Origin of the sequence: Micromonospora sp. NPDC005806 (genome assembly GCF_042871425.1) — a bacterium.
Taxonomy (GTDB): Bacteria; Actinomycetota; Actinomycetes; order Mycobacteriales; family Micromonosporaceae; genus Micromonospora.
This window is the reverse complement of sequence record NZ_JBIAIL010000042.1, coordinates 37,890-52,146: the sequence shown is the minus strand read 5'-3', so window position 1 is coordinate 52,146 and position 14,257 is coordinate 37,890. Positions and strand designations below refer to the sequence as shown.

The 14,257-nt window shown below is 75.8% G+C and carries 11 protein-coding genes; 8 read left to right on the top strand and 3 right to left on the bottom strand.

Annotated features, from left to right (window positions below):
* Positions 1–172: 172 nt before the first annotated feature.
* Positions 173–1,729: a hypothetical protein gene (locus ACFYOS_RS30435; protein ID WP_387148881.1), complete on the bottom strand. Its 1,557-nt coding sequence runs from the start codon at positions 1,727–1,729 to the stop codon at positions 173–175.
* On the opposite strand from ACFYOS_RS30435, the gene ACFYOS_RS30430 reads away from it, so the two are divergent.
* Entirely contained in the window at positions 1,646–2,707 is a 1,062-nt protein-coding gene (locus tag ACFYOS_RS30430) for a Replicase polyprotein 1ab (protein WP_387148879.1), read from the top strand. The two genes, ACFYOS_RS30435 and ACFYOS_RS30430, sit on opposite strands and share 84 nt — an antisense overlap.
* Positions 2,704–3,723, top strand: coding sequence for an HAD-IIA family hydrolase (locus ACFYOS_RS30425; RefSeq protein WP_387148877.1), 1,020 nt, complete (start codon positions 2,704–2,706; stop codon positions 3,721–3,723). Before ACFYOS_RS30430 ends, ACFYOS_RS30425 begins: the two co-directional genes overlap by 4 nt.
* Positions 3,724–3,750: 27 nt before the next feature.
* Here the strand turns inward: ACFYOS_RS30425 and ACFYOS_RS30420 are convergent, their stop codons facing one another.
* Entirely contained in the window at positions 3,751–4,086 is a 336-nt protein-coding gene (locus tag ACFYOS_RS30420) for an SCP2 sterol-binding domain-containing protein (protein WP_387148875.1), read from the bottom strand.
* Between the two features lie 112 nt (positions 4,087–4,198).
* Between ACFYOS_RS30420 and ACFYOS_RS30415 the strand changes: the two genes are divergently transcribed.
* The 5 genes from ACFYOS_RS30415 to ACFYOS_RS30395 all read left to right on the top strand — a co-directional run bounded on the left by ACFYOS_RS30415 (position 4,199) and on the right by ACFYOS_RS30395 (position 11,165).
* Positions 4,199–4,723 carry a hypothetical protein gene (locus ACFYOS_RS30415; protein ID WP_387148873.1) on the top strand — a complete coding sequence of 175 codons (525 nt, stop codon included), beginning with the start codon at positions 4,199–4,201 and terminating at the stop codon, positions 4,721–4,723.
* Entirely contained in the window at positions 4,720–4,983 is a 264-nt protein-coding gene (locus tag ACFYOS_RS30410) for a hypothetical protein (RefSeq protein WP_387148871.1), read from the top strand. The genes ACFYOS_RS30415 and ACFYOS_RS30410 overlap by 4 nt, the downstream gene beginning before the upstream one ends.
* A gap of 21 nt (positions 4,984–5,004) precedes the next feature.
* Entirely contained in the window at positions 5,005–5,850 is an 846-nt protein-coding gene (locus tag ACFYOS_RS30405; protein WP_387148869.1) for a TlyA family RNA methyltransferase, read from the top strand.
* On the top strand, positions 5,847–6,731 hold the full coding sequence (locus ACFYOS_RS30400) for an NAD kinase (protein ID WP_387148867.1): 885 nt from the start codon (positions 5,847–5,849) through the stop codon (positions 6,729–6,731). Before ACFYOS_RS30405 ends, ACFYOS_RS30400 begins: the two co-directional genes overlap by 4 nt.
* A 705-nt stretch (positions 6,732–7,436) precedes the next feature.
* On the top strand, positions 7,437–11,165 hold the full coding sequence (locus ACFYOS_RS30395) for a S8 family peptidase (RefSeq protein ID WP_387148865.1): 3,729 nt from the start codon (positions 7,437–7,439) through the stop codon (positions 11,163–11,165).
* A 184-nt stretch (positions 11,166–11,349) separates the two neighbouring features.
* Here ACFYOS_RS30395 and ACFYOS_RS30390 read toward each other — a convergent pair whose 3' ends face one another.
* Positions 11,350–12,336: a helix-turn-helix domain-containing protein gene (locus ACFYOS_RS30390; RefSeq protein WP_387148863.1), complete on the bottom strand. Its 987-nt coding sequence runs from the start codon at positions 12,334–12,336 to the stop codon at positions 11,350–11,352.
* Positions 12,337–12,430: 94 nt separating this feature from the next.
* Between ACFYOS_RS30390 and recN the strand changes: the two genes are divergently transcribed.
* Positions 12,431–14,188 carry a DNA repair protein RecN gene (gene recN, locus ACFYOS_RS30385; RefSeq protein WP_387148861.1) on the top strand — a complete coding sequence of 586 codons (1,758 nt, stop codon included), beginning with the start codon at positions 12,431–12,433 and terminating at the stop codon, positions 14,186–14,188.
* Positions 14,189–14,257: the final 69 nt, after the last annotated feature.

The following is a 14,257-nucleotide window of genomic DNA, read 5'->3' as shown; positions in this document are numbered from 1 at the left end:
ATTCCGAACCCGGAAGCTAAGCCCTCCAGCGCCGATGGTACTGCACTCGGGAGGGTGTGGGAGAGTAGGACACCGCCGGACAAACTTTCCAGTCAAGGGCCGCCCCAGCAGGGTCGGCCCTTGACTGCGTTAGCGTCCTGGGGACGCAATCAGGAAGGATGTACCTGTGAGTTCAGGACCGCAGGGCGGAGATCGCCCCCGTCGTAACGAGGACCGTGCCGAGCGCCGGCCGGGGCGCGACGACGCCCGCCGCGACGACCGTTCGTCGTACCGGGGCAGCCGCGACGACCGCTCGGGCGGCCCGCGGGGAGGCGCCGGCGGTGACCGCCGGGAGGGCGACTTCCGGTCGGGCTCCCGCGAGGGCGGCTTCCGCGGCGGCGACCGCCGCGGGGGTGGCTTCCGCTCTGGCCCGCGAGAGGGCGGCCCCCGCGAGGGCGGCGTCCGTGGTGGCGACCGCGAGGGTGGCTTCCGGGGCGGCGAGCGCCGTGAAGGTGGCTTCCGTGGTGGTGACCGTCGGGAGGGTGGCTTCCGCCGCGACGACCGCGAGGGTGGCTTCCGTGGTGGTGAGCGTGAGGGCGGCTTCCGTGGCGGCGAGCGCCGCGAGGGTGGCTTCCGTGGCGGTGACCGTCGTGAGGGCTTCGCCGGCGGCGAGCGCCGCGAGGGCTTCCGTGGCGGTGAACGCCGCGAGGGTGGCTTCCGCGGCGCTGAGCGCCGCGAGGGTGGCGACCGCGAGGGTGGCTTCCGCGGCGGGGAGCGCCGCGAGGGTGGCTTCCGTGGCGGTGACCGTCGTGAGGGCTTCGCCGGCGGCGAGCGTCGCGAGGGTTTCCGTGGAGGTGACCGCCGTGAAGGTGGCTTCCGTGGGGGCGACCGCGAGGGTGGCTTCCGCGGCGGCGAGCGCCGCGAGGGTGGCTTCCGTGGCGGTGACCGTCGTGAGGGCTTCGCCGGCGGCGAGCGCCGCGAAGGTGGCTTCCGTGGCGGCGACCGCGAGGGTGGCTTCCGTGGTGGCGACCGCGAGGGTGGCTTCCGTGGCGGCGACCGCGAGGGTGGCTTCCGTGGCGGCGACCGCGAGGGTGGCTTCCGTGGCGGCGAGCGCCGCGAGGGTGGCTTCCGTGGCGGCGACCGTCGTGAGGGCTTCGCCGGCGGCGAGCGCCGCGAAGGTGGCTTCCGCGGCGGCGAGCGCCGCGAAGGTGGCTTCCGCGGCGGCGAGCGCCGCGAAGGTGGCTTCGGCGGCGAGCGCCGCGAGGGCTTCCGCGGTGGGGACCGCCGCGAGGGCGGCATCCGTGGTGGCGAGCGCGAGGGCGGCTTCCGCGGCGGGGAGCGCCGCGAGGGCGGCTTCCGTGGTGGCGACCGCGAGGGCGGCTTCCGCGGCGGGGAGCGCCGCGAGGGCGGCTTCCGTGGCGGCGAGCGCGAGGGCGGCTTCCGTGGCGGCGAGCGCCGCGAGGGCTTCCGTCGTGACGAGCGGCCCAGTGGCCCCCGTCGTGAGGAGCGTGAGGGTGGCTTCCGCGGCGGCCGGGAGCGTACCGAGCGAGACGGGGAGCGTCGGGGCCCCGGCCGGGACGACCGCCGCCCGGAGGGCGCGTACCGCGAGCGGCAGGACGAGCGCGCCGAGGGGCGTACGGGTGCGGCGCCGGCGCTGCCGGACGAGGTGGTCGCCAGTGACCTCGACTCGACCGTCCGGGCCGAGCTGCTGTCGCTGGCCAAGCCGGTGGCGGAGAGCGTCGCCCGGCACCTGGTCGCGACCGGCCTGCTGATCGACGACGATCCGGAGGAGGCGCTGGCGCACGCCATGGCGGCCCGCCGGCTCGCCTCGCGGATCGCTGCGGTACGGGAGGCCGTCGGGCTGGCGGCCTACCACGCCGGGGAGTGGCAGACGGCCATCGCCGAGCTGCGGACGTATCACCGGATGACCGGGCTGCAGAGCCACCTGGCGGTGCTGGCGGACTGCGAGCGGGCGCTGGGCCGCCCGGAGCGGGCCATCGACCTGTTCCGCGGGGCGGAACGCGACAAGCTCGACCAGGCGGTCGCGATCGAGCTGCTCATCGTGGCGGCCGGGGCGCGCGGCGACCTCGGGCAGAAGGACGCCGCCGTGGCAATGCTCCAGGTGCGTGAGCTGACCACCGACTCGTCCGAGCCGTGGGCGGCGCGGCTGCGCTACGCGTTCGCGGACGCGCTGCTCGCCGTGGGCCGGCGCGAGGAGGCGCGGGAGTGGTTTTCCCGGGCCGCCGATGTGGACTCCGAGGGCGAGACCGACGCCGCCGAGCGGCTGCTGGAGCTCGACGGCGTGGTCATCGAGGGCGACGACGAGGAGGACGAGGAGCTCGCGGCCGGGCCGGGCGCGCCCGGGGCCGTGCCGGCCCGTTCGGACGCCGACCTGACCGGTGGCGCCGACTCCGACGAGCTCGACGCCGACGACCGGGACGACGACCTCGACACCGACGACGAGGACGACGACCTCGACGACGAGGACGAGGACTTCGAGGACGACGACCTCGACGACGAACGGGACGGCGACGCGCGCCTGCGCGACGACCGGGACGTCGACGGCGTGGGCCGGGGCGGCGAGGCGGCCGGCTACCGGGACCGCGACGCCGCGGATCTCGGCGACGACGAGCTGACCGACGCCGAGGCGCGGTCGCTCGCCGACGACACCCGCGTCGCGGCGAAGGGCGACGAGCCGGAGCGGGACGCGGAGGCGGACCGCCGGTGACCGGGAGCGCCGGGGGACGGCTGGTCGACGGGTACACCCTGGTCGTGTTCGACCTGGACGGGGTGATCTACCTGATCGACCGGCCGATCCCCGGCGCGGTCGAGGCGGTCGGCCGGCTGCATGCCGAGGGCCGGGCGGTCGCGTACGCGACGAACAACGCCTCGCGGCGCTCCAGCGATGTGGCCGACCTGCTGGCCGGCATGGGCGTCGCGGCCCGGCCGGAGGAGGTGCTCACCTCCGCCGCGGCCACCGCTGAGCTGCTGCGGGACCGGCTGCCCGCCGGCGCGCCGGTGCTGGTGGTCGGGGCGGAGGCGCTCCGCGCCGAGCTGCGCGCGGTCGGCCTGCGCCCGGTGTCGAGGGTCGACGACAACCCGGCCGCGGTCGCCCAGGGTTACGGGCCGCAGGTCGGCTGGGTCGAGCTGGCCGAGGCGTCGCTGGCGGTCCGGGCCGGCACCCCCTGGTACGCGACGAACGTCGACCGGACGCTGCCCAGCCCGCGCGGCCCGCTGCCGGGCAACGGCTCGCTGGTGGCGGTGCTGCGCACCGCGCTGGGTCGGGATCCGGATGTGGTGGTGGGCAAGCCGGAGCCGGCGCTGTTCGCCACCGCCGCCCGCCGGGCCGGCGAGGGGCGCACCCTGGTGGTCGGCGACCGCCTGGACACCGACATCGAGGGCGCCGGCCGGGCCGGGCTGGACAGCCTGCTGGTGCTCACCGGCGTCAGCGACGTACCCGAGCTGCTGGCCGCCCCCGCCGATCGGCGGCCGACGTACGTCTCCTTCGACCTGGCGGGGCTCTTCGACCCGGCGGCGGTGGTTCGGGTGCCGGGCGCCCCGGACGGCGGCGGCTGGTCGGCGACCGCGGCCGACGGCGGTTTGCTCCTGGACGGTGCGGGAGGCCCCCTCGACGCCCTTGCCGCGCTCTGCGCGGTGGCCTGGTCGACGGGGGCCGTCGGGCGGGTGCGGGCGGCGTCCCCGGCGGCGGAGGAGGCCCTCGCCGCGCTCGGCTTGGCGAGCTGACGGTCCGGCGGCGCCGGACCCGCACAGTCAGAGCAGCTTGCGGAGCTTCAACAGGTCGAGCGGGTTGGCTTTGATCGACACCCGTCGCGAGGTGACCGCCTGGGTGATGTCCAGCTGGCCGTGCACCAGCGCGACCAGGTCGTCGCTGCTGGTGCTGAGCGCGATCTTCGCCTTCGGGTCGTCACCCTCGGTCAGGCCGACCAGCCGCCCGCCCTCGATGCGGCCGTGGAACGCGGTGCCCAGGTCGGTGACCCGGCAGGCCAGGGTGCGGTCCAGGTCGATCCGTCCCTGCGTCTCGGCGTGACGGTCCAGCCGGGCGGCCAGATCCTGCAACGCCTGCCGGCACTCGTCCACGCTGGCCACATCATCTCCTCATCACACGCCACGCTGTTTCCCGGCACCGTACCGCAATGGGGCGTCCCAGGCGCCCGGTAGCGTGACACCTGCACACCCCGCTCCGCGGAAGGACTCAGGCATGCAGGACGCGTGGCGCGCCTACCTCGAGCTGGCCATGGGCCTGACGGAGGCGCCCCGGAAGAAGGCCCAGGACGCCGTGCGGCGCGTCGTCGGCCAAGGCGGCACGGCCGCCCAGCTCCAGGCCCTCGCCGAGGAGCTGGTCTCCACCGGCATGGCGAACCGGGAGGCGCTGACCAAGCTGGTCCGCTTCGAGGTCGACCGGGCGTTGGGCGCGGTCGGGCTGGCCACCGCCGACGAGGTCGCCGAGCTGACCCGCCGGGTGCACGAGCTGGAGCGCCAGCTGCGCGAGGCGAAGGCCGTCCCGGCCGCGGCGCCCTCCGCTACGCCGACCGGCCCCGCGACCGCCCCGACCTCCGTCGGGCCGAGCAAGGCCGTGGCGAAGAAGACCCTGGCGAAGAAGGCGATCGCGAAGAAGCCGCCGGCGACCGTGTCGCGCACCCCGGCCAAGGAGTCCCCCGCCACGCCGGTCCGCCCGGCGAAGAAGGCGGCCGGCCGCAAGCAGACCGGCGGTGCCGGGTCGTGACCGCGCCGTACCGCCCCGGGCCGCCGCCCGGCCCTCGTCCGGGCCCGCCGCCCGGCGGCCCTCGTCCCGGCCCGCCCCCGGGAGTCCGGCCGGCGGCCGCGCCCGCCGAGGACGTCGGGGACGCCCGGCACCCCGCGGTGGACGCCGCCGTGCAAGCCATGGTCAACGCCGAGGCGCTCTCCCCGGCGGACCAGATCGCCCAGTACGAGGCGGCGTACGAGACGCTGCGCGAGACCCTGGCCAGCATCGACCAGGCCTGACCGACCGGAGAACAACCACCCATGGCACGTCGTACCCGGCTGGATGCCGAACTCGTCCGCCGCGGCCTGGCCCGCTCCCGCGAGCAGGCCGCCGCGCTGGTGGAGGCCGGCCGCGTCCAGCTGCGCGGGGTGCCGGCGCGCAAGCCCGCCGCGATGGTCGACCCCGCGGACCCGTTGCTGGTCACCGGCGAGGACCCCACCTCGGAGTACGTCTCCCGCGGCGGGCACAAGCTGGCCGGCGCGCTCGCCGCGTTCGCCCCCGGCGGGTTGACCGTCGCCGGCCGGCGCTGCCTGGACGCGGGCGCCTCCACCGGCGGCTTCACGGACGTGCTGCTGCGCGCCGGGGCCGCCGAGGTGGTTGCCGTCGACGTCGGGTACGGCCAGCTCGCCTGGTCGCTACGGACCGACGAGCGGGTGCACGTCTTCGAGCGCACCAACGTGCGTACCCTCACCCCGGAGGCGATCGGCGGCGAGGTGGACCTCACGGTGGCCGACCTGTCGTTCATCTCGCTGCGGCTGGTGCTGCCGGCGCTGGCCGGCTGCACCAGGCCCGACGGCGACCTCGCGCTGATGGTCAAGCCGCAGTTCGAGGTGGGCAAGGAGCGGGTCGGCGCGGGCGGGGTGGTCCGCGACCCGGAGGTGCGGGCGGAGGCGGTCCTCGACGTGGCCGCGGCGGCGGCGCAGCTCGGTCTGGGGCTGGCCGACGTCGCCGCCAGCCCGCTGCCAGGGCCGAGTGGCAACGTCGAGTTCTTCGTATGGTTACACCGGGACGCGCCCGCCGCGGACGCCGAGCGGGTCCGCGCGGTGGTGGCCGCCGGGCCGCAGGGATTCCCGTCGGCGCCCACGAACGAGGAGGTGTCCGGGTGAGCCGGACCGCTCTGCTGGTGACGCACACCGGTCGTCGACGCAGCACCGAGCACGCCCGGGCGGTGGCGGCCGACCTCATCGCGGCCGGCTTCGAGGTGCGGGTGGTGGCCGAGGAGGCCGACGACCTGGACCTGCCCGGCGTGGTGCCGGTCACCGGGCCGGAGGCCGCCGAGGGCGCCGAGATCGTCTTCGCGCTCGGCGGGGACGGCACGTTCCTGCGCGCCGCCGAGCTGGCCCGCCCGGCGAAGGCGCCGCTGCTCGGCATCAACCTCGGCAAGGTGGGCTTTCTCGCCGAGGCGGAGATCGACGACCTGGACAGCGCGGTACGCGACGTGGTGGACCGCAACTACACGGTGGACGAACGGCTCACCCTCGACGTGACCGCCGAGTTCGACGGCGGCCCGACCATCGAGTCCTGGGCGCTCAACGAGATCAGCGTCGAGAAGGGCGAGCGGGCCCAGATGCTGGAGCTGCTCGTCGACGTGGACGGCCGGCCGCTGTCCCGGTACGGCTGCGACGGAGTGGTCTGCGCGACCCCGACCGGCTCCACCGCGTACGCGTTCTCCGGCGGCGGACCGGTGGTCTGGCCGGAGGTGGAGGCCCTGCTGCTGGTGCCGATCAGCGCGCACGCGCTGTTCAGCCGCCCGCTGGTGACCGCACCGACGTCCACCTTCGCGATCACCGTGGACCCGTTCACCACCCTGGCGGTGCTCTGCTGCGACGGTCGCCGGGTCTACGACCTGCCGCCGGGGGCGCGGGTCACCGTGCGCCGGGGAGCGCTGCCGGTGCGCATCGTCCGGCTCAAGGCGCGCCCGTTCACCGACCGGCTGGTCGCCAAGTTCGACCTGCCGGTGCAGGGCTGGCGCGGCAGCCGCCGCTGAGCCCCGCTCAGCGGCGGCCCGTCGGGCCGACGCCGCGTCGGCGGTCCGGGGTACCCGGGCGTCGGGTCGGTCGGGTTACGGTAGGAGCCTCCCTCGCCGACGACGTGCCGGCGCGGCGTCCCCGCAACGCCGGGGAGCATCGGCCGCGGGCGGGTCGCCGCGGGGCCGGCAGCGCCGTCGATCGAGCGGCCATCGGAGCGTACGGGCTGCGCTGAGGTGGAGTCCGGGCGGGCGGTGACGCCCCGTATCGCCCGGACGCGCGGTCCGGCGGTCGTGGCCCTGGCCAGGGGGTGGTCGGGACCACGACGGTCGGGGTGCCGGAGGAGTCGCGTGCCGGCCGCGGCGGGCGGACCGGTGAGCCGGGCCCGGTCGGGTGTCGACCCCGGCCAGGTCGGCGGGTCGGCGAGCCGTCGCCGGAGGAAGCGGCGGCTCACGAGCCGAGCGGCGAGCGCTCGTCCGGCACCCCAGCCATCAGCCCGCTGCACCGACCGCCGCTGATCGCCGCACACGCTGACGTGCGTCCATGGCCCGGTCACCGCCGGGCAACCGGCCGGACAGCCGGCGGTCCGGCCCCGGCCGTCCGTTGTCCACCTGGCGACATGTCGCCGATGCGGCGGGCCGCAGCTAGTGACCATCGATGATCTCCGTCGCAGACTCCGATCGGTCGACCTCCCCGGTCGAACCTGGAGCAGAGGAGCGCATCGCATGCATTGGCCCCCACGCTGGCTGACCGCCGGCGCGGTCGGCGCGCTGGTCGTCGGACTCGCCGCACCGGCGTCCGCCGCCCGGCCCATCCGGCCCACCGGCCCGATCCCGGCCGCCCCCGCCCCGGGCGCCGCGCCCGTCCGCATCACCCTGATCACCGGCGACCAGGTCGACCTGGTCCAGGCCGCGCCCGGCCGGGTCGCCGCCACCGTCCACCCCGGCCCCGGCCGCGAGCGGATCACCTTCCACACCGTGGAGGCCGACGGCGGGATGCGGGTGCTGCCCAGCGACGTTGTGCCGTACGTCTCCGCCGGGGTGCTCGACTCCAACCTGTTCGACGTGGAGGAGCTGGCCGCCGACGGCTATGGCGACGCCGCTCAGGGCGCGATGCCGCTGATCGTGCGCTACCAGGCACCGGCCGCTGGCCGGGTCCGGCCGCTCGCCGGCGCCACCGCCGCCCGGCCGCTAGAGAGCATCAACGGCGCGGCGCTGCGGGTCGGCAAGGGCGACCTCGGCGGCCTGTGGACAACGCTGCGCGGCACGCCGGAGGCCCGGACCACCGCCGGCGCGCCCCGGCTCGGCGCCGGCATCGCCCGCGTCTGGCTGGACGGGCGGGTCCACGCGGATCTGGAGCACAGCGTGCCGCAGATCGGCGCCCCGGCGGCCTGGGCGGCCGGCCGGGACGGCAACGGCGTCCGGGTCGCGGTGCTCGACACCGGCGTCGACGCCGGCCATCCCGACCTGGCCGGCCGGATCGCCGAGACGCAGGACTTCACCGGCAGCGGCAGCGCCCGGGACGGCCACGGCCACGGCACCCACGTGGCCTCCACCATCGCCGGCAGCGGCGCCGCTTCCAGCGGGCTGCGTAAGGGCGTCGCCCCCGGCGCGCAGCTGCTGATCGGCAAGGTGCTCGACGACGGCGGCCGCGGCTACGACTCGGGGATCATCGCGGGCATGGAGTGGGCCGCCCACTCCGGCGCGAAGGTGGTCAGCATGAGCCTCGGCGGATCGCCCACCGACGGCACCGACCCGATGAGCCAGGCGGTCAACGACCTCACCGCCGAGACGGGCACGCTCTTCGTGATCGCCGCCGGCAACTTTGGCGAGGCGTCCACCGTCGGGACGCCCGGCGCGGCCAGTGCGGCGCTCACCGTCGGCGCGGTGGACCGCGACGACAACCTGGCCGAGTTCTCCAGCCGCGGCCCGCGCCTGGGTGACAACGGCCTGAAGCCGGAGATCACCGCGCCCGGCGTCGGCATCGTCGCCGCCCGCGCCGCCGGCACCACCATGGGTACACCGGTGGACGACATGTACACCCGGGCGTCCGGGACGTCGATGGCGACCCCGCACGTCGCCGGCGCGGCGGCGATCCTCGCCCAGGAACACCCCGACTGGACCGCCGGGAAGCTCAAGGACGCGCTGGTCAGCACGACCAAGGCGAACCCCGCCCTGACCGTCTTCGAGCAGGGCGGCGGCCGGGTGGACGTGGCCCGTGCGCTGGGCCAGCGGGTGTACGGCTCGGCCACCGCCGACTTCGGCCGGCTGAACACCGGCGGTGCGGTGGCGGAGCGGACCGTGACGTACACCAACGGGACCGGCGCGGCGCAGACCCTGCGCCTGGCGCTGGAGCTGCGCAACCTGGACAGCGGCGCGGCCGAGCCGGACGGGGTGTCGCTCGACGCCACGGAGGTGACCGTGCCGGCCGGCGGCAGCGTGGCCGTCCCGCTGCACGCCGACCCGGCGAAGCTGGACCGGGGAGTGCACGGAGGGTGGCTGGTGGCCACCGGGGCGGACGGTGTCGCGGTGCGCACCGCAGTCGGGCTCACCCTCACCGGCCCGATCCACACCGTCACCCTGCGCGCCCTGGACATGGCCGGGCAGCCCGGCCTCTCGCCGGTGGTCACCCTCTTCGGTGAGCACCCGGAGTCGGACCAGCTGCTCTGGCTTCCCCCCACCGGGTGGCAGGTGCAGGTCGAGGAGGGCCCGTACCTGCTCGAGGGGCTGATCGAGCACGGCGCCCCGCTGGACGAGCAGATCACCCTGGTCACCGACCCTGAGCTGATGGTCGACCGGGACATGACCGTGGTGCTCGACCCGCGCAAGGGCACTCCGGTGCGGATCGAGACGCCGAAGCCGACCGAGCAGCGGACGGTGATCAGCTTCTACGAGCACCGGGTCTTCGGCAACGGCCGGCAGGTCGACCACGGCGTCATGAACTTCAGCACGACCCAGCAGGTCAACGTCACCCCGACGCGGCCGGTGAGCCGGGGCGAGTTCGAGTTCGCCTCCCGCTGGCAGCTGGTCGCGCCCATGGTGGACGCCCAGGTCAGCAACGTCTCCGGTCCGCTGGACATCAACCTGCTGGGCCAGTCGCCGGCTCCGGCCGGCCGGAAGAAGCTGCCGCTGGTCTGGGCGGGCGACGGCACTCCGGCGGAGCTGGCCCGGGCCGGGGTCCGGGGTGCGGCCGCGCTGGTCGCCGGCAGCTACGAGCGCGCCGAGCAGGACCAGATCGCCGACGCCACGGCGGCCGGCGCCGCGATGGTGCTCATCGTCCGGCCGGCGGACTTCAGCGCGTGGACGGTCTGGCGCCCGGACGGGGACCGGTTGCCGATCCCGTCGATGGTGGTCGCGTATGACGACGGACAGCCGATGATCGCGGCGGCGAAGAACGGCGCGACGCTGGATCTGACGCTGACCGTGGACAGCCCCTACCTGTACGACGTGTGGCAGGTGTCGAAGGGGCGGGTCCCGGATCGGATCCTGCACCGGGTCACCGCGGACAACACCGCCGAGGTGACCGCCCGCTACGCCGACACCGGCGGGTCCGACTGGGCCAGTGAGCAGCGGTTCGGCTGGCGTCCGTGGCAGACGTACTCCTGGAACGACGACCAGCGGATGGTGCGTACCGGCACCACCCGGCAGGAGTTCGTCAGCGCCGGGGACTCCTGGTGGCAGCAGCAGGTGCTGCACCGACTCACCTGGGGCTGGGGGCCGCTGCTCAGCGGGCTCACCCAGCAGCCCCGGCAGTACGCCGCCGACGACCGGGTCACCGAGACCTGGCACGCCCCGGTTGTCCGGCCGGCCGTGCCGGCGGGTTCCGGGGCGCCGGTGCCCACGCGTACCGGGGACACCCTGAACCTGCGGGTGGCCGAGTTCGTCGACGCCGAGGGCCACTACGCCCCGGCCGGCTGGGGCGAGGAGCAGGACACCGTCGAGCGCCGGCTGAGCCGGGACGGGCAGCAGATCGCCGACCTCTCCGGCCGCTGGGCACTAGTGCCGACCACCCCGGGGGCGGCCCGCTACCGGCTGGACCTGACCACGAAGCGGTCGTCCGACGAGTGGTCCCGGGCCACCCGTACCGAGACGGCCTGGCAGTTCACCTCGGCCCGCCCGGCCGGGGACGCCGCCCAGCCGCTGCCGCTGCTGCAGGTGGACTACCAGGTCCCGGCCGACCTGCGGGGCGAGGTGGCCGGTGGCCACCCGCACCGGCTGGGGCTGACGCTGCGCCAGCCGGCCGGTGTACCGGCACCGACCGGCACCAGTGTCCGGGTCGAGGTGTCGTTCGACGGCGGGCAGAACTGGCGGGCGGTGCCGGTGAACGGCTCGGGCACCAGCTTCACCGCCATGATGCCGGCCGGGCACGGCGCGGTGTCGCTGCGGGTGCACGCCGGTGACGGGGCCGGCAACACCGTCGACCAGACCGTGGTCGACGCGTACGGCCTGCGCTGAGCCGACGTCCGCGCGGGCCGAACCCCCCTTGCCCGCGCGGACGTCATCATCGGTCGGTCCGGGGTGCCCGCCAGGGGGTGGCAGGCACCCCGGGCGGCGCCGCGGCTGAGGTCGCCGCCGCCGGCACCGTCCTCGGGAGGCGGGGCCGACGGCGGCGCGGCCGGTGGCGGGGGTGTCGGGCGGGTCAGAGCCAGCCGCGGCGGGCGACCTGGTAGGCCAGACCCGGCCGGGTGTCGACCGCGGCGACTTCCATCAGGTCGGCCAGCCGCCGCTGGACGGTGCGGCGGCTCACGCCCAGCTGGGAGGCGATGGACTTGTCCGGCACCCCGGCCACGAAGAGCGAGAGCAGCCGGATCTCGTCGGCGTCCGGCCGGTAGTCGTCGACGGCCTGCCCCTCGACCGGCGGGGCGGACGAGCGCACCGGCGTCGCGATCCGCCAGTAACTCTCGAAGAGAGCGAGCAGCGCGTCGAGCAGTTGGCTGCGGCCGATCACCGCGGCGCTCGGCTCGCCGCCATCCCGGTCCGGCACCAGCGGGCAGATCGCCGTCCGGCCGTCCACGATGGCCAGCCGGACCGGCAGCCGGTCCACCACCCGGGCCTGCTCTCCGGCGCGTACGCCCCGCTCGATGTCCTCGAGCCCGCCCGGTTCGAGCAGCAATTCGCGTTCGTAGATGGCCCGGTAGCGCACCCCGCGGGCCAGCGCGTCGAACTCCTCGACGTTGTCCTGGCCGAGCATGGCCAGCGGGTTGGCCCGGCAGAACCAGAGCACCTCGTCACGGGCGCCGTCCTGCGCGTCCCGCAGGCGCTCGCGGAGCACCCCCGCCCCGGTGATCACCTCCACCAGGTGGTCGGCGTCGTGCCGCCGCATCCCGGCGCGGTACTCCTCGGTCAGCTGGGTGACCGCCGCCCGGGCCGCCTCCAGCGCCTCCTGCCGGCGCAGCAGCGCCTCGCCGAGCGGGACGTCCGGTGCCAGCGGCCGCAGCGGGGCGTCGGGCTCCGGCCCGGTCGGCAGCACCAGTCCCTTGCGGTGCAGGGCGTCGAGCTGGGCGCGGATTTCCCCGCTCGGGCGGCGCAATCGGTCCGCCAGCTCCTCGACCCGCGCCGTGGTGAGCTGCACCAGGCAGCGGTAGAGCTGCTCCTCGTCCGGGTTCAGGCCGATCATGTTCAGCACGGGGCAGAACTGTACGACGCCGTGGGCCGTTGTTTACAGCCCCGCACCGCGCCGGCTGGTCAACTGTCGGGGGCCGCGTCTACTGTCAGGTGCTGTGCTGGAAGAGCTGCGCATCACCGGACTGGGCGTCATCGAGGACACCACGCTCCCGTTGACCGGGGGGATGAACGTCATCACCGGCGAGACCGGTGCCGGCAAGACCATGGTGGTGACCGGCCTCGGCCTGCTGTTCGGCGGCCGGGCCGACGCCGGCCGGGTGCGGGCGCAACCGGGCCGCGCGGTGGTGGAGGGGCGGCTGCGGCTGGACGGCCGGGTGGCCGAGACGGTGCACGCCCGGATCACCGACGCCGGCGGCGAGCCCGACGAGGACGGGGCGCTCCTGCTGAGCCGTACGGTGACCGTGGAGGGTCGGTCCCGGGCGCACCTGGGCGGCCGCAGCATGCCGGTGTCGATGCTGGGCGAGGTCGGCGAGCAGGCGGTGGCCGTGCACGGCCAGTCCGACCAGTTGCGGCTGCTGCGCCCGGCCGAGCAGCGCGCCTCGCTCGACCGGTTCGCCGGGCCGGAGCACGAGAAGCTCCTCGACGCGCTGCGCGAGGCGTACACCCGGTGGCGGGCGGTGGTCGACGACCTGGCCGACCGGCGGCGCAACGCCCGGGAACGCAGCCAGGAGGCGGACCTGCTCCGCCTCGGGCTCGACGAGATCACCCGGGTCGACCCGCAGCCCGGCGAGGACGACGAGCTGAAGGCGGAGGCGCAGCGCCTGGAGCACGCCGAGGGCCTGCGCACCGCGGCCCAGCTCGCCCACCACTGCGTGGCCGGCGGCGTGGACGCGGCCGACGACACCCCGGACGCCAGCACCCTGCTCGGCACCGCCCGGCGCACCCTCGAGGCGCAGGCCGGCACCGACCCGGCCCTGGGCGAGCTGGCGCTGCGGCTGGAGGAGGCGGCCACCCTGGTCACCGACGTCTCCGCGGAGCTGTCGGCGTACCTGGCCGCGCTGGACGCCGACCCGGCCCGGCTCCAGACCGTCTACGAGCGGCGCGCCGCGCTGCGCGCGCTGACCCGCAAGTACGCCGACGACGTCGACGGGGTGATCGCCTGGGCCGAGCGGGCCCGTACCCGGCTGTCTGACCTGGACACCTCCGACGAGCTGCTGGACGAGCTGGAGAAGGAGTCGTCCCGGCTGGCCGGGGAGGTGGCCGAGCTGGCCGGGCGGGTCTCCACCTCACGCCAGGAGGCGGCGGTGCGCTTCGCCGAGCAGGTCACCGTCGAACTGGGCGGCCTGGCCATGCCGCACGCCCGAATCGACGTGGCGGTGCTGCCCCGGCCGGTCGGCCGGGCCGAGCCGAGCCTGCCGGTCAACGGCGTCGAGGCGGGCGTCGGCCCGGACGGCGCCGACGAGGTGGAGCTGCGGCTGCTGGCCCACCCGGGCGCGCCCGCGCTGCCGTTGCAGCGGGGCGCCTCCGGCGGTGAGCTGTCCCGGGTGATGCTCGCCATCGAGGTGGTCTTCGCCGGCTCCGGCGGCCCGCCGACCCTGGTCTTCGACGAGGTCGACGCGGGCGTCGGCGGGCAGGCGGCGGTGGAGATCGGCCGTCGGCTGGCCCGGCTGGCCCGCAGTCACCAGGTGCTCGTCGTCACCCACCTGCCGCAGGTGGCCGCGTTCGCCGACCGGCACCTGGTGGTGGCCAAGGACACCGGGGGAGCGGTGACGACCAGCGGGGTGCGCGTGGTGGAGGACACTGAGCGGGCTCGGGAGCTGGCCCGGATGCTGGCAGGTTTGCCGGATTCCGATCTGGGTATCGCGCATGCGGAAGAACTCCTGGCCGTGGCGGCCAAGGAAAGGCGTCCGTGATCCCGGGTTTGTGAGCGCAAGCACACCGGCGTGCGCTCCGGTGTGCTTCCCTGGGTAGGCGGCCCTGCT